Origin of the sequence: Paenibacillus lautus NBRC 15380 (assembly GCF_004000945.1) — a bacterium.
Classification (GTDB): domain Bacteria; phylum Bacillota; class Bacilli; order Paenibacillales; family Paenibacillaceae; genus Paenibacillus_AQ; species Paenibacillus_AQ lautus.
Map to the genome: position 1 here is coordinate 329,418 of NZ_BIMF01000003.1, position 20,677 is coordinate 350,094.

The following is a 20,677-nucleotide window of genomic DNA, read 5'->3' on the forward strand; positions in this document are numbered from 1 at the left end:
TCTAAAGCCTCACGACTTCCATAGCATTTACACCGCCTTAACCTATGGTAATTATCCTTTGTCTTAAGCTGCGGCAACAGAGGGAGATCAACCGACTATAGACCGAAACTACGGATTTGGAGGAGTCGGCATAGCCGGTTCTCCCTCGCGGCCAAGCCGCCGGCTTGCCGTTTCCCTGCGTCCTGTCGCGGGGACATGGGCTCCCGCTTTTGCCAAACCGAACCTCGGCATATTGTTGTACAGACATTCATATTGTCCTTCCGGAACCAAATAGGTTTCGTGGAATATCCCTACGTCCCCTCCCGTTCCAATCTTGCGGTTGAAATCCCGCCATGCCTTCAGGTGATTGGCTCCGTGACGGGCATAATGCTCCAGGTGTTCGAAACTCCTCCAATATTGAATGAGAGTAAGCCCCCTGCCGGAAAAATGATAGGTACCGTCCATGAAGCCGAGCTCCTCCTTGTTCCGGTACAGCTCCTGAAGCATCGGGGACATGGCATTCATAACAGGCAGCCACTTATGGACCGCCCACCACTTGTTAATCCGAAACCCGATCACGAATACAACGAAGGATCCTTCCATGTGTGCGGTATATCGACCTGGAATGACTTTGCTCATACTTGTTCACTCCTCTTCCTTTATTTCTAGCAGACCAAGATGCGTTTCGTAAAAGCGACTGATTTCGGTTGAATTGTACAATTGAGCCGTCAGAAACGCGCCATAAAAAATAGTGAAACAGATCTGCACGGCTTGCTCCAAGGTAAGGGCTTTGTTCAGCCTTCCGGCTTGATCTTCTTCCTTCATGAACTGCTGGAATAAAGCATACATGTTGGGTGATCGGCTTCCCGCTTCCTCGTGACCGGGAAAGAGCAGTGATACTTCCGCAGGGCTCAGCTCCGGCATGCAAGGCTGCATGTTCTGCTCTGCGAGAAAGGAGATCAGGCTAGGCATCATACCAGGCCTTACTTGATGTTCCTTAGCCACTTGAGACAACAGATGCCGGAACGCCTGAAACCCTTTTTTCCCTTCCGTATCAATCTCGATGACCCGCTCGGTCAGCCATATCCGCATAAAATAAATCAGCAGATCCTCTTTGCGTTGATAAAACTTAAAAAAAGTGACCTTGGATATTTCTGCGCGCTTGCAGATGTCCTCCAGCATAACTTGGCTGAACATCCGGTCCTTCATCAAGGATAATGCCGCTTCATACATTGCGATTTTGTTCTTGGCTTTTTTTAATTCCCTTAATGGGATTTCCGAATCCATTGTGATTAGCACCTCTTCAAAGTTAACTTATGTAAATAAATTAACACGAGTTAATTTATTTTGTCAACATAGCCAAACAGACAGACAAAACACCCCTGACATCAGCAATGCTGATGCAGGGGTTACGTTCACGCTGCCTTTCGAATATGGTCCCTCTTCATTCACCAGTACATATCCCAATCTTTAAAGACCCTCACCAACGCCTCGAAATAGAAATAGTCCCCCCAAATGCAGCATTCGTCGATTCCGTTTCCAAGCGGCTTTCCGTAGACCGCATGCTGCAGAATGCCGTTGGATTCAGGGAGCGTTGCTGTCGTATATCGATCGCTTAAAGACGCCAGGATGCGCAGTGCCGCGTTCTCGTATGTACGGCGCTGCGGATGCGAGAGCGGTAAACGCTTGGCCAGCTCCAGCATTCCGCATACCGAAATGGCGGCTGCCGAGCTGTCCCTCTCTTCCTGCCCTTCGGTGAATATCAAATCCCAATAGCACACATAATCCTCAGGCAGCCGATTCAAATAGTAATTCGTGACTCGCTCGGCATCATGCAGCAGTGTTTCTTCCTTCGAATAGGCATAACTGAGCGGCATACCGTAAATGGCCCAGGCCTGACCGCGGGACCAGCACGAATGATCCGCATATCCTTGGGACGTTTGCCCAAACCTTGGTTCTCCGCTCTCGACATCCATATAATACGTGTGATACGTTGAGGAATCCTCGCGGATCAAATAACGAGCGGACTGCTGTGCATGGCTTATGGCAGCGCGCCGATACTCCGGTTTGCGGGTTTCCTCCGTCGCCCAATAGAGCAAAGGCAAATTCATACAGCAGTCGATGATCATTCGGCCGCGCTGTGACGGTTGATCCAGCTTGCCCCAAGCCTGAATGATCCCGGCTTTCTCGAAATACCGCTCCATCAGCAGGTCTGCTGCGGCCAAGGCAGTCCGTCTCGCTTCTTCATTCCCGGTCAGCTTATAAGCGGCAACGCAGGACAAGGAATACAAAAATCCCAGATCATGCGTCTCCGTGGCGATGCGGTTCTCCACGCGCTCCTTGTAGCTGTGGAGCTGAAGCTCCGCAATCAACCGGTACTTGGCATCCCCCGTGACTTCATAAGCCAGCCACAGCATTCCGGTCCAGAAGGACGAGGTCCATTCCGTGTTGCCGATTGCCTCGTAGATATTATCGCGGCTGGCAGGGGACGGAAAACGATTGGAGAACGTATCTAAATTCTGATCGATCCGATGAAGAACGAATTCGATGGCGGCTTCGGTCCTTTGCTGCGTCCATGTCGTTACCTCGCCGTATTTTAAAGGTTCCTGAATCGCTTCCATTTCTGATTGGCCACTCCTCTCTGCGTTCAACGTTACTGCCCGCTTGCGCTCACCCGGTATTTGCCAGGGGTGACGCCCTCCAATTTCTTGAATGCCCGGATGAACACGACATCATTGGTATAGCCGACCAGTTGGGCCAGCTGCGCATTGGTCAGTTCCGATTGCTCCATCAATGTCTTCGCCTTCTCAATCCTCGCACGGGTAATATAGTCGGTGATATTGCATCGATTCATCTTTTTGAAGAAACTCGAGATATACTGCGGCGTCATGCCGAAATGGTCGGCAATCATGCCAAGTCCTAAATTATAATCGGTTAAATTCCTGTCGATGAATGCCATCATATCCTGCTGCAGCTGGATGCTGTGATCGCTATGCTCCGTATGAAAGAGACAAGTCAGTTTGTCATATAACCGCTTGGTCTCGGCTTGCATTTCATCGCTTGTGGAACAACCGAATATATGCTTTACGGGGTCAAAGTTCGGGCCCAGCAGACTTTCATGATCCGTGTTCGTCAAATTCAGTATTTTCAGAAATGTGCTTATGATATTGAAGAACAGGCATCTGCCCAGTTCAGGGGTCATTCCCGCCGAATTAAAATTCATCGTATAAATATTGTCCAGCAGCTTAGCGACATTTACCGTATCGCCGCTTCTCACATGGTTGACAAGCTGCGTCTCGAATTCGATCGGATAGTAATAATGATGCTTGATGTCCCGTACATGCCCGAAGTGAATGATGGAGTTTCTGCCGCTGAACATACGGTAATCCAGGGCGGCCATGGCTTCCAGATAAGCGCTGCCGATCGTTCCGTTTCCTGTGCGTACGCTGCTGACGGCAATCGTCACGGAAATATGGAAACGGTCCTCCAGTACCCGGAGAAATCGTTCTGCAAATTCATGAAGGAAGAGCTCAGCCTCCCCGCTCTCAACTGGATGGAAATTGACCAGGAACGCTATCCGGTCGCGTTCCATATCGACGGCGAATCCCTGGTGGCCCGAATTCGCAATGTCCGTGCCGATATTCGAGACAATAAACCGGATTTGCGTCCAATCTTGCTCCGATGGTTCCGGCGACAGCCTTGTAATATCCACTGCCTGAACGATGATGACTGCAAACATATCGGATCTGAAGTGGATGCCCATGGTCGTTAAAGACGGCCCTCCCTCCTTTCCTGCGTGATCCGGATCGATGTAACCGCGAATGAGCCTTGACAGAAAATCGGCTCGTATGACGGGGCTTTGCCGGAACAATCGCTCCCTCAGATCCCGCTCCTCTACAAACGATCCTTCAATCGTTTGCAAAATGAAATCATATTCGTTGGTGGCTGGTTTACCCTGAATGGGCTTTCCCTGGAGAATGGCATCAACCACGCGTTTAATGGGGCTATACTGTCGGTACCCAAACCAACACGCGACGCCTGCTCCTGCGAGAAGTGATGCAATAAACACAGACAAAGCCATTCTTTTCAGCTGCGTCACTCGCTCCATGACACTGTCCATCGGCATGACGGACACGTAATGCCAGCCCGCCTCCTTGGATTCCGTAAATGTTATCATGCTGTCCGTGCCGTTCAGCATTTCTTTAAACAATCCCGATGGTCCGGCAAGCCTTTCCGTCACCTGTTCGGACAGTTCCGAGCCCGAGGAGCTTGCGATGACTCTGTGTTCCCCGTCGACGATATAAATCTCGCTGTCATTTGCGGACTCGATTTGCCGGAACATCTCCTGAACCTGCTGCCCATCGATCATGATAACGAGCGCTCCCCGGATATCGGACACATCATGAACCGGAAGTGATTGCGCGTAGGTGATCACGTCCGCCGGGTTGCCGTTCCCTTGGTTCGGATTCTGCAACAGCACATCGGAGGGCAGGAATGACATGTTGTGATAGCGGCCAAGCATGCTCTGCTTCCAAGTTTCAAAATCCATATTTTCAAATCGGTAGTACTTGTCGTAGAAGGCTCTTGCATCTGTTCGCATGCCAGGCTTCAAGATGACATCTCCCGCCTGCAGATGAACATAGAAATCCTTCACGAATCCGCTTACAAATGTTTGATAACGGTTCAGGTAATCGCGGACGAACTCCACTTGACGATACGATTCCCCTTGATCATGCCGATCAAGGTTCAGCAGATAAGCCAGCTTGGGGTTAAACATGATTTGCTTAGCCAATATATCCACTTCTTTGAGCTTGCTGTCCATGGAAAGCCGCAGCTGCTCCAGCATCGCCGAATTGGAACGCTCCGCATTGTTTTCCATCACGTTTTCCACCCGTTCATACAGAAACAGCCCAACGGTCATCGGCAGCAAAAGTATGAACATATACGAAACGATCATGGTTTTCAAGACACGTCCCCGGCTGCTTTTGCGCTTGCCGGGCAGAAGGCTGGGTATCGAGATCATGACGCATTCCTCCAAGAAAATGTATGGAAACCTATTATCTTGAATCCTTCGCCGAACGGACTAGCAAACCCTTTAATAATTTGGGTCACCCAGGTGAGAAGCGTCCCCATTAAAGGGATGTCTAAAGTTGAGGTACATCGTAGTATTTAAAGCGCCTGAACTAATCGCACGGAACGAAGCTTCACGGCAGCCGCCTGCCAAATTTCCGGTCCAAAAGGTTTTGGCTTCGCAAGCTTGCTCGATAAGGTCAACACATACGTGCCCGGATTCTCTATTACGATCCGCCCGATCGATGAATGAATCTCGGTGTACGGATGCTGACAAGAAATGGAGTCGTTGACGACCTTATCCTCTCGGGGAATACACGCAATCGTCTGTCCTGCTGCCCGTACGGTGACTTCATGATCATATTCCTGTTCCCAAACGGCATCGGATTTTTTGAAGTTGACGAGGTTGACTTCATATATGCCGGACGACGCTGCCTTGAAGGTCCACCGGGCCTCGTTCATCCCGTTGCCTGTCGTTATTTCCGACAGGACAAGATCCAACTTAACAGCGCCGTTTGCCTGTTGGATAAAACCCTGATCTACATCGGTCCTGCCATCGAGTTCCAATGCAATAACCGATACATGGTCTTCTGGGGGAAGTTCAGGCAATCGGATCCGCATCTCGTGATGGTCCGTTTCCGGCTGATAGCTCTGGTGCACAGGAAGACATGTACTGGGGTCCGTGAGCAGATAAGCTTTTTTAACCGTATTTCTTACGCCGTTCAATACCAATTCTTCCGCAGGCCAATAGCGATTGTACACATGTAGGAAGAGCGTATCCCCTTTCACCGTAACCGCTCCCCATTCCAGCTCATAAGGGAACGGGCTTGCGCTTGTGCCGTAGACCGCCTCTCCATTTCGCCCAAGCCATTCGCCGACTTCCTCCAGGCGCAGAACGGATTTTTCCGGAATTATGCCTGTTTCCGTAGGGCCGACATTGAGCAGCAGGTTCCCTCCCTTGCTTACGATGTGCACCAACTTTCGGATCAGAGCATCCGTCGATTTCCACACTTGATCCTTGGTGCTGTACCCCCACGATTGATTTAGGGTCATCGGCGTCTCCCATTCCCGCGTTTCCTCGCCATGCATCGGGATTTCGTTGTCACCCTTGGATTGGTAATCCCCGAAATCAGGCCAATGGCTTACCCTGCTGTTAATCAGGCAATCGGGCTGAAGCCCACGGATCATGTTTACCATCGCTTCGCTCTCCTTCTTCGACAATCCCCCGGAGGTGTCGAACCAGAGCAGCCCGACCGGACCATATTCCGTCAACAGCTCACGCACTTGTCCCTTCGCTTTATGGTTCCAGTAACTAAAGAACGCCTTCTTCTCCAGCTCATAGTCCCATAGATTGTTAAACGTATCGTGAAGCGCATGCGGATGATGCCAATCAATGACATGGGAATAGTAAAAGCAGAGCCGGATTCCTTCCTCCCTGCAAGCCTCGGATAATTCCTTCAACGGATCCCGGCCGAATGGAGAAGCGTCCACGATATTGAACGGGTCCGTCCGTGAATGGTACATGGCGAAACCATCGTGATGTTTGGCTGTGATGACGATATATTTCATGCCTGCCCTTTTGGCGCAATTGACCCAAGCCTTGGCATCATACTGCGTCGGATTGAATTCCTCGGCGAGTTTCTCATATTCCTTTACCGGTATTTTGTTGGCATACATGACCCACTCCCCTTTGCCGAGCAGCGAATATACCCCCCAGTGGATGAACATGCCGAATTTGGCGTCCTTCCACCACTGCATCCGGCTCTTGCTTTCCGTTACGATATCTAATGAGTCAGCCATCGTTCTCCTCCTATTCCTTAATGGCGCCGATCAAAACGCCTTTGACGAAATATTTCTGCAAAAACGGATACAGAAGCAGTATCGGCAATGTGGAAACGATAATCGTTGCATATTTAATGGTGTCCGCGATCGCCATCCGGTCTCCCGAGGCCTCCGTCATCATGCTGTCGGTCGTATTGGTTATGAGAATTTCCCGAAGCACGAGCTGAAGCGGGAATAGCTCCCGGTCCCTTAGATAGATGAGCGCTCCGAAATATGAATTCCAATGTCCAACGGCATACCATAAAATCATGACGGCGATAACGGGCATGGACAGCGGAATAATGATCCGGAACAGAATGATCAGATCGTTCGCCCCGTCGATTTTCGCCGATTCTTCAAGACTTATCGGAACGGACTGAAAGGCAGTCCGCATAATGATCATATTGAACGTACCGATCATCCCGGGGATCAGCATCGCCCAGATCGTGTTCAGCATCCCCAAGTTATTGATCAGCAGATAAGTCGGAATCAGCCCGCCGCCGAAAAACATGGTGATGACGATCAGCATCATCAGGACATTTTTGAAGTACAAATTTCTGCGGGACAGCACATATGCGCCGATCGCCGTGGCCACCAGATTGATGGCCGTTCCCGCCACAACGTAGATTAGCGTGTTCCGATATCCCGTCGTAATCATCGGATTGTTAAACACCGCCTTATAGGCTTCGAAGTTAATATCAAGCGGCGCGAACAGCAGCCCCCGGTGCTGGGCCAATGAAGCGGGATCGCTGAACGAAGCGAAGGCAACATACACGAACGGATATAAGGTGACGAAGCAGAGGCCCGTCAGGATCAACGCATTCAAACAGACGAAGGTTATCTCGCCTGCGGATCGTTTGTTAGCCATGGATGCCCCCCTCTCTACCACAGTTTATGTTCGCTGACCCGCTTGCTGATCGAGTTCGCGAGTACAAGCAGGATGAAGCTGACCACCGCATTGAATAAACCAACGGCGGTCGTGAAGCCGTAATCCGTCTCCAGAACCCCTCTTCTGTAGACAAAGGTCGAGATCACGTCTGCCGTTTCATAAGTAAGCGGGCTGTACATCAGCAATACTTTTTCGCTGCCAACGCTAAGCATGGAGCCCATATTGAGAATGAAAATGATGATGATCGTCGGCAGCATGCCCGGCAGCGTAATGTGCAGCATCTGTTTCCAGCGGCCTGCGCCGTCCATCTTAGCCGCTTCGTAAAGGGTCGGATCAATGGTGGCGATGGCAGCAAGATAAATGATCGAACCCCAGCCCACGCCTTGCCAAATGCCGGAGCCGACATATATCGTACGGAACCAGCTGGCCTCGCTCATGAACGGAATCGATTCGATGCCGAAAAAGCCCAGAATCTGATTCACCAAGCCATCTCTTGCGAGGAAATCGAACATGATCCCGGTCACGACGACGATGGATACGAAATGTGGCAAATATGATATCGTCTGAACCGTACGCTTAAACAGCCGGCTGCGGATTTCGTTCAGCAGCAGGGCAAGGATAATCGGTGCCGGAAACGCGAAGATGAGCTCATAGACATTGATCAGCACGGTATTGCGCAGAAGGCGTTCGAAATAATAGCTGTTAAAGAAATTGCGGAAATGCTCAAATCCGATCCACTCGCTTCCCCAAATGCCGTCGGCAATGCTGAAATCTTTGAAAGCCATCAACAGACCGTACATCGGTCCATAGTGGAAGACGGCATAGTATAGAATGACGGGAAGCGCCAGTATGTAGACGAATTTGTTCCGTTTCAAATCGTTCGCAATCGTTGTCCATTTCCCTTTGCGATGCTCGAAGGGATACTTCTGGGTGGCTGACAATCGAATCCCTCCCTCCAAATCAATTTATATTGCGCCAAGAGCGGCGGAGTCTGCATGTTTCCGCCGCTTCAGGACGTTTACCGTTTACCGCTTACCGTTTACCGTTTACCGCTTACCGTAACGCTCCAAGGCTTTCTGCTGTATTTCCAGAGCTTCGGCAAGACCCATGGATTCAATGGTTTTTACATACTTGTCAAACTGATCCAAAGGTTCGGCACCCATGACGAACTTCAAGTACATCTCGTCCTTGTACGTGTTGATGTCCGTCATGATGGAAGCATAGCGGCTGCTCTCGGATTGAGTCGGCGTTGTGCGCGGCATTTTCTTCTCCATGGTCGGCTCTGCCCAGATGATCTTGGACTCCAGCTGATCCGGCTCGGTCGTGTATTGTTGATCGAACCGAATATCAAGCATGAACGGCCCGCTGAAGGTTGCGCGGTTGTGCTTGGACATGGACTGAATCACTGGCAGTCCGGAAGGGTCCTTCAATACTTCGGGCTTAAATATCGGCTTGCCGTCCTCCATCGAATAGCTGACGCCCTCTTTTCCGAAGTTAAACAATAGGGTGCCTTCCTCGGAATAGCCGTAATCCAGCCACTTCACCGTTTCAATCGGGTTTTTGTTGCTGGTGGTAACCGCTGCCCCGATTCCGTTAAACGCATGGTCCTTGTATCCCCAGATTTGCTTGTCTCCCTTGTTCATCACAGGGTAAGGGGCTGCCACCAATCTGAAGTTCGGATCTTTATCCTTCATGAGCGTTCCATACTTGCCGATCCCGCTGCCGGTGTATAGAATCGCTGATCCGATTTGCCCGCCCGTAATTTTGGCCTCCAGCATTTTCTCATCGGTCGTCGCAAAGTCTTGATCAAGCAAGCCTTCCTTGTACCACTGGTTCATGAGCGTCAGGAACTCCTTAAACCTCGGGTCCGTCGGGCCGTATTTAACCTGACCTTCCTCTTGATAAAACCCGGCATTAATACCCCATGCCCCGAGAAAAGCGGTTGTTGTATCGACATCTCCTTTCGTCAGATACAGGGGAATCTCATCCGCCTTGCCATTACCGTTCGGATCTTGCTCCTTAAAAGCCTTCAATACGTTGTACCATTCATCAACCGTGGTCGGCATCGATAGCCCCAGCTTATCGAGCCAATCCTGCCGGATCGTCGGTCCGAGAAATACCTTAAGCTTGTCGTCGGTGCGCAGAAACGGGAACACGTAGATGCTGCCGTCATCGGTCGTAATTTCCTTCTTCCACTCCGGATGCTCCTCGAGCACCTTTTTAAAGTTCGGGGCATATTGATCGATCAAATCATTGAGTTTGATGATTTTGCCGTCTTTGATCGCCTTCTCCGGTCCCCCCGGATAGCCGGCCCATGAATATTCAATCACGTCCGGGAGTTTATCCGAGGTCATCATGAGGTTGAACTGCTCCGTCGCCTGCTGGCCCTGCGGAGGATGCTGAAAATCCACTTTCACCCCGGTGATCCTCTCCAGCTCCTTATAAGCCTCGATTTCGTTATAACTCTTCATCGTAGCGGACACCTGGCTAACGATTTGCACCCAATACGTCAGTTCCGATAGAACCGGAGGGTCTTCCGGGTCCGACGCTACCTCCGGTTGTTCCTTGGCAGGACCGCCGCACCCTGCCGCCGTAATGGCCATGGTGACGGCAAGCAAAACAATCCAGAATACTTTAAACCTGTTGACCTTCATTATCATTTGCCTCCCTTTTCCTTTGCTTGTTGTGTGAACTTCTGGTTTGTTAAGCACCACCTTACTGAACATTTTGGCGATTGAACACTGCCGTGTTTTCTAATTGTGCAATATTTTTTTAAGGCAGTACATTGTCTATATTTAATCTTGGACTGACTTATTTCATGATGATGGCCATTACAGAAATGAAGGGCGGCCATTTCGGCCGCCCTTCATTTCGCAAGCTGCTAGGAAGCCGAGCTGCGGCTTCGGATGTAGTCTATGTCTCCAAGAAGCAGCTCCGCGAAGCCGAAATCGAGATGCTTGCCCTGCTGCGCCTTAATGGCATTCTCCAGCGAAGTGATCGCATCCTCAGCTGCTTCGCTTCCGGCCGGATGCTGCTGGAGATCCGCGATTTTGGCCAATATGCTTTGGGAGATGCCATGATTATCGATCCAGCCCTTCTCTTCCCCTGCTCTCACGATATCGTCGAGCTGTTCCTGATCGACAACGACTTCAAACGGGTATTCGCGAACCGAAATATTCCCGGCTGCATCTTCTGCCGTTATCCGAATGGAGTGCGGTCCTGCTGTCAGCGTTAAGGGCTCTCTAACCAGCGTTTCGGCAGCTTCCTTGCCATCCAGTTCCACGATAACACCGGATACGCCGCTTAATGAGTCCGTGATTTGAGGTGAAATGGTGAAACGCTCGGTTTGGTATACGGACTGGGTCACGTTTGCCGTGATTTCCGGGCCGGTCCGGTCGATCTTCACCGTCTTGGAAGCTTCGTCGCTGGTCACACCCGACATCGCGGCTGCCCGGGCATGTATCGTTGTCTGGCCTTCCGCTTCTACAAGTATGGGAGCCGTGTAATCCGTCCATTTGCCTTCGGATCCGATCTTGTACTGGCTTCGCATGCCCGCCGCTTCAGCTTCCGCTGTCATGGCAACGGTGACCTTCACCGATTCACGGTTCCATTCGCCGTCCGTGTCGGCCTTGATCTCGGGAGGAGCGTTCAGCGTATGCGTCTCCCGCAGCCGCCACACCTCCTGCGAAGGCATCGGCAGATTCAGGGCGTCAACGCGGGAACGAACTTCTTCTTTGGAATACGGAAGCGCCCATTTATCGAAGAACTCCGTCAGATTCTCGCCTGCGATGGTGGATGCCATGATCACAAACGTATCGATTTCCTGTTGGTTCGTCGCAGGCAGCTGCGATGCTGGCAGCTCCCGGTACGCCTTATGAAGCTCAGCGTAGAAATCCCATCCGTAAGCTAGCGACAGCTGACGGAACATCACGAGATAACCGAAGAGATCCAGCTGGCCCGAACTGCCGAACGACTTGTTTGGTATGTCGCTTTCGATATAATCAAAAGCGCGGTCGTAGAAGTCCTTTCCTTCCGCGTTCCGAATCAATAAGTTGCTGCTGTTGCCGAATTTTTCTTGGACATATAAAGAATAAATATTAACGGTAATTTCGCCCGTTACGTTCCAGTTCCAAGCTCCTTGCTGATATTCGTGGCCGGTCTCGTGCCAGAAGCCCCATCCACCTTGCGTTACGCGGGATATGTCAACGGCATGACCCGCGGAAGGATCAATGTGGAACATGATGGGATAGCCGGCATGCATATAACCCGCGCTAATCTGTCGATCCGCAACATAACGGAACGGAAGGTCTATACTCTTATGCGGCAGCGGTTGATTCGGGGAAAGCCCTGCAACTTCCTCTGTATAGTCCACGATCGCGTCCCACTTCTCCAGTAATTGCTGCGGATCTCCAAGCTGCCTGATATACTCTGACGGAAGCGTCAAGATCACTCTGCGTCCCTGCAGCTCGGCCCAGGGAGCAGGATAATCACGAACAGCGACCTGCCATTGATCGGGAGAGGTCTCTCCGAGGATATAATACGGCGCTTGAACCCCGCCGCTGATTTCAATATTCTTCTCAACGCCAGGCTGCGGCTTGGTTGGAATCAGGTAAATCAGACCGCCATACGGGCTGCGAATCCGATTTTCACCCGGAAGAAGCGGCTTTCGCTGCGTTATGACCGGAGGTCTTTCCCATTCTGTTTTACTTGTCAAATTGTCCGTGTGTGCCCCAACCTGCACATCCAGATGCTGCGTGCCTTCAGGGACCTGAACCGTCACCCATTCCCCAGCCGGCGCGTATATCCCCGTGCTGATCCAATTCTTTGGAACCGTGCCTTGACGTAAATAGTCAAAGGTTGAATAATCAAAATTCACGTGAACGGATTGTCCCGTCACTCGCGGGGTGTCCACCGGAACGGCTCCAGGAAATTGATCGGCATAAGGGGATTGGGGTGCCGTCAGATCATTGCCGATCCTCCCTAATTGAAAAGCTAACAATGCACTGGTATAGGGCGCCTTGGAACGATCCAGCGGAAACGTAAGCTGGGACTCCAAATCGCTGGCATCCTGCTCGATCACGGCATACAGCTGACTTTGAGGGGTGATGCTGCTGACGGTTCCACCGGTCACCGAAGCGATGACCTGCAGCTTCTTATCCGCGCCGGCGCCAGGCCGTCCGACGTTCACCTGATCCGGTGACAGCGTTCCAGCCTCAATCGCCTCGGCCTGCTCCAGCAGCTTTAGCGAATGATAATTGGCGGATTGCTCCGGTGTCAATTTGGGCAAGGTTTCCGTTCGAGTCGACGCCGTATTGTTCATCAGACCAAGACCCATCCGGTTCAATAGGCGCTGCACCGGGAAATCTTCACTGAGCCTGCCCGAGCGGCCCTGATATTCATTCCCGAGAAAGACATGCGGATACTGCTCCATCACCCATCCCTTTAAAGGGACTACAACATGACCACCCTGCGCGACGTAATCCTCGAGGACGTCGACCTCACTATCCTTCAGCGTGCCGTCAACATAAGCTACGGGGTAGCGGGACGGATCCAAATGCTCAGGCGTGAATTGCTCCAACCGGACCAGATCGATCGGCACATCGGTTTCGATGGTATAATTCTTCCACGTTGCCGACAACATAGGCAATCGGCCCTTGCCTTCCAATGCCTCCTGATAGGTCAACGTCTCGGAATCCTCGGTCAGCCACAGGAGGATGTTACGGGCCACCGTCTTCCGCTCATCGGTAATATCGGGGGAAAACTTGAAATAAGAATCGTCGCCTGCAACAACGACTTTGCCTTTTCCGTAACGGGCAGCCGCAAGAATTGGCGTCGTGTCCGGGTTGACCGCCAGGACGAAGGCTTGGTCTCCGATGGCGGCACCCCCCCCGTTATACGTGGCCGATACCGTCGGATAACCGGACAAATCCTTGTAAATAACATCCAGATCCTGTTGAGTCGCCATATTCGCGGCCGTGTTTGAGTCTAATGAATGAACATCAGCCTGCTCTGTCATACCATTGGCCGCCATCAGTGTCTTTCCTGCTGGCGGAACGGCCACAAGCACGCACGCAACTGCCAATAACAGCTTCAGCCACTTTTTGGTGTGGAAACCCATAGTCAACCGTTCAACTCCTTTGTCGATGATTTCGTAATCACAATGAGAAACGAATAATTTCGATTCCACCTCCCCCTGCGGCCCCTTTTTCCCACGTCTTAAATATAAAACGGCCGCCCGGAACACCATACAGTCGATTTTTAAGATCGGGCTGTATTTTCTCCGGGCGGCACTAACTTTTTTTAATATTCGGTTGACGGTAATCAAACGGTATGACTGTTTCTAATGATCAGCCCCTGGCTGCGGCATCCGCATAGAAAATAATCGTGTAAAATTTCGTTGTCTCGTTGCCAGGGTTCACGTACCGATGGGGCCGGTTAGCCGAGAAATGCACGGAGCTTCCGGCAGGCACGGTGTAGCTTTCATCTTCGCGCCAGAGCTCCAGCTCCCCCTGATGCACAAAAATATACTCCTCAACGCCATCATTATGAGCTTCAGATCCGTGATCGCAGCCCGGATCCATCATAACCATGTAGGACTCAAATTTAGTGCGCAGATTGTAGGAGAACAAAGGGTATACCCGGTACGCGCCTTCGGCCTCGTGAAAAGGCTCCACGTCCTCCGGTGATACCACGGTTACTTCGGTTTCCGCCTCTTCGATGAGCGTGGTGAATGAAATGCCGAGACCGCTAACGATGCGCCATAATACGGAGATCGTCGGGTTGGAATCCCCCCGCTCGATCTGTCCCAGCATGGCTTTGCTTACACCGGTCAACTCGGCTACGTTATCGAGGCTGAGGCCCCGTGATTTGCGGATGGCTTGCAGATTTCTCCCTACTTTTTTATGAATGGGTTCCAAGTGTAACCATATCCTCCTTCTGAAACTAAGCCGTTAACTGATCTTGCTCTGATCCGCTTGCGGCTTCTCCATAAGCTTTGACACCATATCATCGGTCATATGGTTCAAATCATATTGTACATCAAATCCCCATTCTTCGCGTGCTGCAGTTGCATCGATGGAATCCGGCCATTCATTCGCAATCGCTTGACGGACAGGATCCACGTTATAGTCGAGGCTGAAATCCGGTATGTGCCGACGGATGCTGGCCGCAATCCCCTCAGGATCAACGCTCATTGCCGTGACATTAAAGGCATTACGGTGCTTCAGCTTGGACGGATCCGCTTCCATCAATGTAATGATGGCGGAAATCGCATCCGGCATGTACATCATGTCAAGGTATGTCCCTTTATCAATATAAGAAGTGTAGCTGCCATTGCGGATGGCGTCTACATACATCTCAACCGCATAATCCGTCGTTCCACCGCCTGGAGGCGCGGAGTGGGAGATCAGCCCTGGAAAGCGCAATCCGCGGGTATCCACTCCGAATTTATGGTAATAGTAGTCACACAACAGCTCACCGGAGACCTTGCTGACTCCATACATCGTTAACGGGCGCTGCAGCGTGTCTTGCGGCGTTGCTCGTTTCGGGGTGTCCGCTCCGAATGCCGCGATGGAGCTCGGCGTAAAGAACTGGCAGGATAATGCCCGTGCCGTCTCGAGCGCGCTTAACAAACCGCCCATGTTCAGGTTCCACGCCAGGGCCGGATTGGATTCTGCCTTGGCGGACAACAGGGCTGCAAGGTGGATAATCGTATCCGCCCGGTGCTCTTTGGCCGCTTCGTGGAAAGCGTGGTGGTCGGTTACATCCAGTATTCTGAACGGACCTGATTGCACCGTTTCATGCTGAATTTGGCGAATGTCCGTTGCTAGAACCGCTTCTTCGCCATATATCTTCCGCAATTTTGCCACCAGGTCTGAGCCAATCTGACCGAGCGCACCGGTTACCATAATTCGTTTCATCACTTGTGCCCCCTTATTAGATCAGACCCAGCTCGCGTCCGATGGTTTCATATGCGGAAAGTGCGCGATCCAGCATCTCCTTCGTATGGATGGCGGTTGGCATATTCCGAACTCTTCCCGTGCCTTTTGGCACCGTCGGGAATACGATCGATTTGGCATACACGCCTTCTTCGTACAATCTGGTGCTGAATTTCTGGGTGGTTGCTTCATCTCCAATGATGCAAGGCGTAATCGGAGTTTCCGTACGGCCGACAGAATAGCCAAGATTTTTGAGCCCTTCCTGCAGGTATCTAGTGTTCTCCCACAGCTTCATCTGCAGATCTTTGCTGTTCCGCAGGATGTCGATAGCCGTGATGCAAGCGGCTACGGTGCCTGGAGGCAGCGCCGTGGAGAACAGGAACGGCCGGCTGCGGACCTTGAGCCAATCCACCAGATCCTGGGATCCGGCAACATAACCGCCGACGGCTCCAACCGCCTTGGACAGCGTGCCGATCTGAATATCTACCCGCTCCGATAAACCGAAATGCTTCACCGTACCCGCACCGTTACCAAGTACACCCGATCCATGCGCGTCATCTACATAAGTGATCAAATCATAGGTTTCGGCAATCTCCACGATTTCGGGGAGCTTCGCAATATCGCCGTCCATCGAGAACACGCCGTCGGTAATAACCATAATTTTGTTATATAAACCGGATTCTCTCGCTTCTTTCGCTTTCGAACGCAGATCGTCCATGTCCGAATGGTTAAAACGAATAACCTTCGCCTTGGTCAATCGGCAGCCGTCAATAATGGACGCATGGTTTAATTCATCCGACAAAATCGCATCCCCGGCACCCATCACCGCCGAGATCGCCGCCATATTGCAATTGAAACCGGACTGATACGTCAGCACCGCTTCGGTTCCCTTGAACTGCGCAAGCTTCTCCTCAAGCTCTACATGAAGTGCAAGCGTTCCGTTAATGGAGCGAACAGCGCCGCTTCCGGTCCCGAAATCGGTCGTAGCCCGGATGGCCGCTTCTTTCAAACGCTCATCATTCGCCAGTCCGAGATAGTTGTTGGAAGATAAATTCACGAATTCACGACCCTGAATGGTAATAAGCGGGCCATTCGGACTTTCAAGAGGCTGGATGGTATTATAGAGTCCTTGCTGCTTGAGTTCCGTTAGATTATCCTGTAAGAAAGCGCTTAACGATTGACTGGACATATGAAATTCCTCCCGTGGATCCGAAGTATCTTAACGTACATATCATTTACCATTCCATTGTATGCAAAAAGTCACATGCATGCAATATCCTGTACAAAAATATGTTATATTGTATAAACAAAAAAGCCATGCTTCCTCAATCGAGAAAGCATGGCTTCTTCATGGTTATTCTCTTAGCGTCCAAATATCAGTTTGCGGCTTAGGCAAATTCAATGAGGCAATCCTTGTTTTTCCGTCTTCCGTCAGGCCTATTGCCCATTTGTCGAAAAATTCAGTCAGGTCCTCTCCAGCCGTTTGAGAAGCTATGACGGCAAAAGTATCGACCGTGCCTTGAATTTCATCGCGAGATAATTCGCGGTATTTCTCGAATATCCGGGTATAAAATTCCCAGCCGTAAGCAAGCTGAAGCTGCTTGAACATCACCAGTCTTTCATAATTGCCGATTTGACCGTATTTTTTTGCCGGATCATGACGTTCTACAAATTCGATTCCCCGGTCATAATAATTCTTGCCGTCATTCCCGACTTTCAATAGTTCGGAGGCATTCCCGTACTTCTCTTGGGTATAAAGTGAGCACAGGTTAACGGTCACTTCCCCGACATCGCTCCAGGTCCATGTGCGCTGCTGGTATTCATGCCCAAGTTCATGCCAGAATCCCCAAGCGCTTGTTTTTATATAATGGACATCCAGCAGGTTGGCCGCATAACTGAATGGCATCATGATCGGATATCCCGCATGCATCGCCCCCGATGAGATCTGTCCGTCTGCGACGTAACGGCGATTCAATTGATGGGCGGTATGAGGCATCGCCCTGTCCGGGTCAAGACCTACCAGTTCATCATAACTATCGTAGATTTCGTCCCAGGTCCGCATCAACTCCTCCGGATCGGTTACTTGGCGAATCAAATCCGAGGGGACCGTCAGGATCATTCGTTCGCCTTGAAGCTCCGCAAAAGGGACGGCAACCGGGCCGGTGCGAATTCTCTCCCATTCCTCAAGCGTAGTTTTGCCAAGCACGTAATATGGTGCTTCCGCCGCCCCGCTGATCTTGACGGTTGCCCGAAAATCATCCTTCGCCTTTAGGGGAATGAGATATATGAAGCCACCATATGGGCTGTTAACTTGATGGATGCCCGGGGTCAGCTTCTGGTGGTTTACGATAAGCGGAACTCGTCCCCACTTGCCGGATCCTCTCAAATCGTCATCATGCGAACCGATTTGAACCGTTAAATGCTCCACGCCTTCCGGTACTTCAAGCGTAATGACTTTACCGGGGGGTGCATACAATCCGGTACTGATCCAGTTTTTCGACGGAAGGGCGTGCGTGTACATCGTATTGGGGAAATCAAAGTCGACCTCGACTTCCCAATCGTTAACGATGGCCGCTTCCTCCGAAACTACTCCCGGAAATGCGTCGGCATACGGAGATTTCTCGTTGGTAGGATCCAAGGTAAAGTGACTGAAACGGAAGTTATGCAGCGCATTCGTATAGGGCTGCTGAAATTTTTGGATCGGGAACACGGCGGGTGGCAGGCTGCCGGCCTCCGTATCTGCCCAAGCGTACAGCGGGGATTCGCTGGATAGCGTTTCGAGCGTCTCGTTTAGTATATTGTAGAGCCGCTCCTGTTTTTTGTTCGCAGGGGTGCCCGGCGGGCCGATATCGATTTGATCGTAAGTGATCGTTCCCTCTTCCACTTCCTTGCCTTGAGCAAGCCGTGTCTTGATATGATGATCGTGGGCTTGCTCATAGGTCAATGCCGATTCGCCCACACTAGACTCCGAGCCTCTGTTCATCAGCGTCAGCCCAGCCCGGTTAAGCAGCTTTTGAATCGCGAAATCACGGCTGAGTCTGGCTCCCCTCAGATTGCCTACCTGAAGCACGATTTCCTCAGGGGTATCACGCGTTATTCCCTCGATGCCGCTCAGGTTATCCGCCACGACAATGCCGCCGCCTAACCTTAGATATTGATCCAGCGCTTCCAGATCCTTTTCCTTCATCGTTGGGTCTACATAGGCTGCCGCATATTTTTGCGGATTCAGGTTTACGGAATCCCAACTGTCGATTTTCACCAATTCAATGGGCAAATCCGGGTTTACCGTAAGCCCGGCGGAGGTAGTTATCAATCGAATCTTCTTCCCAGATTTCTTCAATGCATCTTCATAGCGGTTCGTATAATCGTTTCCTTGACCTTGATTCGTGGTGGCATCTTCCGTCAGCCACCATAAAATATTCCGGGCCAGTTTACCGGCAGTATCACCCGCCGACTCAGTCAGATTGAAATACTCCTTGCTCCCCGCGACAACGATACGCCCTTTGCCGTAACGGGCTGCCGAAATCGTTGGAATATAATCGGGCACGTTGATATTGAATGCCGCATCCCCTACTGCAGCAACTCCTCCGCCTGCGAAATAGGGAATCGCTTGCAAATCCTTATAAAATATGCTGAAATCGTTCTTAAGTACGTCCAGTGGCGTTCCTGCCGACCAAGCGGAACCAGTCGCTCCGGATGATTCAAGTTCGGGCATCCCGGTGGTATTTGCCATAGCAGGATCCGTCACCGTCCGTGTACTGATCTCCGCAGGTTCGGCAGCTGCAATGGATGCGGTCATTAATAATATCGCGGACCCGATTACTCCGTATTTCTTAATCCGTTTCATCATCATCATTCCTTAACGATTCCTCCTCGATTTCCTTTGATATCCTGATGGAATGGCAGATCAGCCATAAGCTTTGAATTCATTTCCTCCCCCTTGATATGTCATGGAATGCGATTTCTCATTTAGCTTAATGAATGCCGCTCGGATTTGAAATGCATAAAAAACACCTCAATGTATCCAAAATACACAACCGGTAGGGGGCAGCCAATGGATATTAACCACCTGAAGTTGATTCAGAACTACCTGGCTAACGCGAAGCTTCGCTTATCCATTGCCAAGGTTGATAAAGTGTCCCAGAACTGGCGCTTTTTTAATATGAGGCCGTCCTATAACGCCCTTTATTTTATAAGGGAAGGGGAAGGCTGGATTAAGATCGACGAACAAGAATATTTTCCCTCCCCCGGGCAAATCGTGCTCATGCCAGCCGGATCGCTTCATTCCATCTCTGTCGTTAACGACAATACCTACAGGAAGTTCTGGTGCCATTTTACCGCCAAGGTGGACACGCTGAACTTGTTTCAGCTGATTCATCTTCCCCACGTGCTGGATGTGCCGGACGAGTCATATATGGAGCAGTTATTCAAGGAATTGATCGATGCCTATCGGAGCAGCGCTTGGACCGCCCCACTGCAAAGGAACGAAATACTGATGAAGCTTGTCCGACATTATCTTGACATCGTTCCCGAGCGCCAAATCTCACTGTCCATGCTGCCTGATATGCAGAAGCTGAACACGGTATTCCAGTATATCGAGGAGCATATCAACGATAACGTCAGCGTGGAACAACTGGCAGGACTTATCCATTATAATCCCAACTATTTCATCCGCTTCTTCAAATCCAAAATGAAGATGACACCTGTGCAGTATATTATTAAAGTCAGGATCGAGAAGACAAAAGGTCTACTGATGACCACGGATTTGACGCTGGAGGAAATCGGGAGGAAGGTGGGAATGGAGGTCCATTATTTATGCCGGGTATTCAAGCAGTTCACCAACATGTCGCCGGGGGAATTTCGTAACCAGATTATGTCCAACCGCTAATAAAAATCCCCCTGAGAGGGTTATCGGAATCCTATTCCGATACCTCCTAGGGGGATATGAGGGACGACGCTATACAGTAACTCTTATAAACTA

The 20,677-nt window shown here is 50.9% G+C and carries 14 protein-coding genes; 1 reads left to right on the forward strand and 13 read right to left on the reverse strand.

Going from position 1 to position 20,677, the window contains the following annotated elements; genetic code table 11:
* Positions 1–108 precede the first annotated feature (108 nt).
* The 13 genes from PLA01S_RS08645 to PLA01S_RS08705 all read right to left on the reverse strand — a co-directional run bounded on the left by PLA01S_RS08645 (position 109) and on the right by PLA01S_RS08705 (position 19,552).
* Positions 109–618, reverse strand: coding sequence for a DUF4188 domain-containing protein (locus PLA01S_RS08645; RefSeq protein WP_127591624.1), 510 nt, complete (start codon positions 616–618; stop codon positions 109–111).
* A gap of 6 nt (positions 619–624) precedes the next feature.
* Positions 625–1,266 (reverse strand): TetR/AcrR family transcriptional regulator, encoded by a 642-nt coding sequence (locus PLA01S_RS08650; protein WP_127591625.1) that lies wholly within the window; start codon positions 1,264–1,266, stop codon positions 625–627.
* Between the two features lie 161 nt (positions 1,267–1,427).
* The gene (locus PLA01S_RS08655; protein WP_127591626.1) at positions 1,428–2,600 is read right to left on the reverse strand and encodes a glycoside hydrolase family 88 protein; all 1,173 of its coding nucleotides are present in this window, start codon (positions 2,598–2,600) and stop codon (positions 1,428–1,430) included.
* A 32-nt stretch (positions 2,601–2,632) separates the two neighbouring features.
* Positions 2,633–5,002, reverse strand: coding sequence for a helix-turn-helix domain-containing protein (locus PLA01S_RS08660; RefSeq protein WP_127591627.1), 2,370 nt, complete (start codon positions 5,000–5,002; stop codon positions 2,633–2,635).
* 146 nt (positions 5,003–5,148) lie between these two features.
* On the reverse strand, positions 5,149–6,849 hold the full coding sequence (locus PLA01S_RS08665) for an alpha-L-fucosidase (protein ID WP_127591628.1): 1,701 nt from the start codon (positions 6,847–6,849) through the stop codon (positions 5,149–5,151).
* A 10-nt stretch (positions 6,850–6,859) separates the two neighbouring features.
* Entirely contained in the window at positions 6,860–7,738 is an 879-nt protein-coding gene (locus PLA01S_RS08670; protein ID WP_071223180.1) for a carbohydrate ABC transporter permease, read from the reverse strand.
* Positions 7,739–7,752: 14 nt separating this feature from the next.
* On the reverse strand, positions 7,753–8,700 hold the full coding sequence (locus tag PLA01S_RS08675; RefSeq protein ID WP_036660146.1) for an ABC transporter permease: 948 nt from the start codon (positions 8,698–8,700) through the stop codon (positions 7,753–7,755).
* Positions 8,701–8,805: 105 nt separating this feature from the next.
* Positions 8,806–10,413: a type 2 periplasmic-binding domain-containing protein gene (locus PLA01S_RS08680; protein ID WP_127591629.1), complete on the reverse strand. Its 1,608-nt coding sequence runs from the start codon at positions 10,411–10,413 to the stop codon at positions 8,806–8,808.
* 227 nt (positions 10,414–10,640) lie between these two features.
* Positions 10,641–13,946, reverse strand: coding sequence for a M60 family metallopeptidase (locus PLA01S_RS08685; RefSeq protein WP_246059397.1), 3,306 nt, complete (start codon positions 13,944–13,946; stop codon positions 10,641–10,643).
* A gap of 160 nt (positions 13,947–14,106) precedes the next feature.
* Positions 14,107–14,676 (reverse strand): helix-turn-helix domain-containing protein, encoded by a 570-nt coding sequence (locus PLA01S_RS08690; RefSeq protein ID WP_100538557.1) that lies wholly within the window; start codon positions 14,674–14,676, stop codon positions 14,107–14,109.
* A 33-nt stretch (positions 14,677–14,709) separates the two neighbouring features.
* Positions 14,710–15,678, reverse strand: coding sequence for an NAD-dependent epimerase/dehydratase family protein (locus PLA01S_RS08695; RefSeq protein WP_127591630.1), 969 nt, complete (start codon positions 15,676–15,678; stop codon positions 14,710–14,712).
* A 16-nt stretch (positions 15,679–15,694) separates the two neighbouring features.
* The gene (locus PLA01S_RS08700) at positions 15,695–16,885 is read right to left on the reverse strand and encodes a glycine C-acetyltransferase (RefSeq protein ID WP_127591631.1); all 1,191 of its coding nucleotides are present in this window, start codon (positions 16,883–16,885) and stop codon (positions 15,695–15,697) included.
* Between the two features lie 165 nt (positions 16,886–17,050).
* The gene (locus PLA01S_RS08705) at positions 17,051–19,552 is read right to left on the reverse strand and encodes a M60 family metallopeptidase (RefSeq protein ID WP_127591632.1); all 2,502 of its coding nucleotides are present in this window, start codon (positions 19,550–19,552) and stop codon (positions 17,051–17,053) included.
* A 198-nt stretch (positions 19,553–19,750) separates the two neighbouring features.
* Here PLA01S_RS08705 and PLA01S_RS08710 point away from each other — a divergent pair, with 198 nt between their 5' ends.
* Positions 19,751–20,584 (forward strand): AraC family transcriptional regulator, encoded by an 834-nt coding sequence (locus PLA01S_RS08710; RefSeq protein ID WP_164817374.1) that lies wholly within the window; start codon positions 19,751–19,753, stop codon positions 20,582–20,584.
* Positions 20,585–20,677 lie beyond the last annotated feature (93 nt).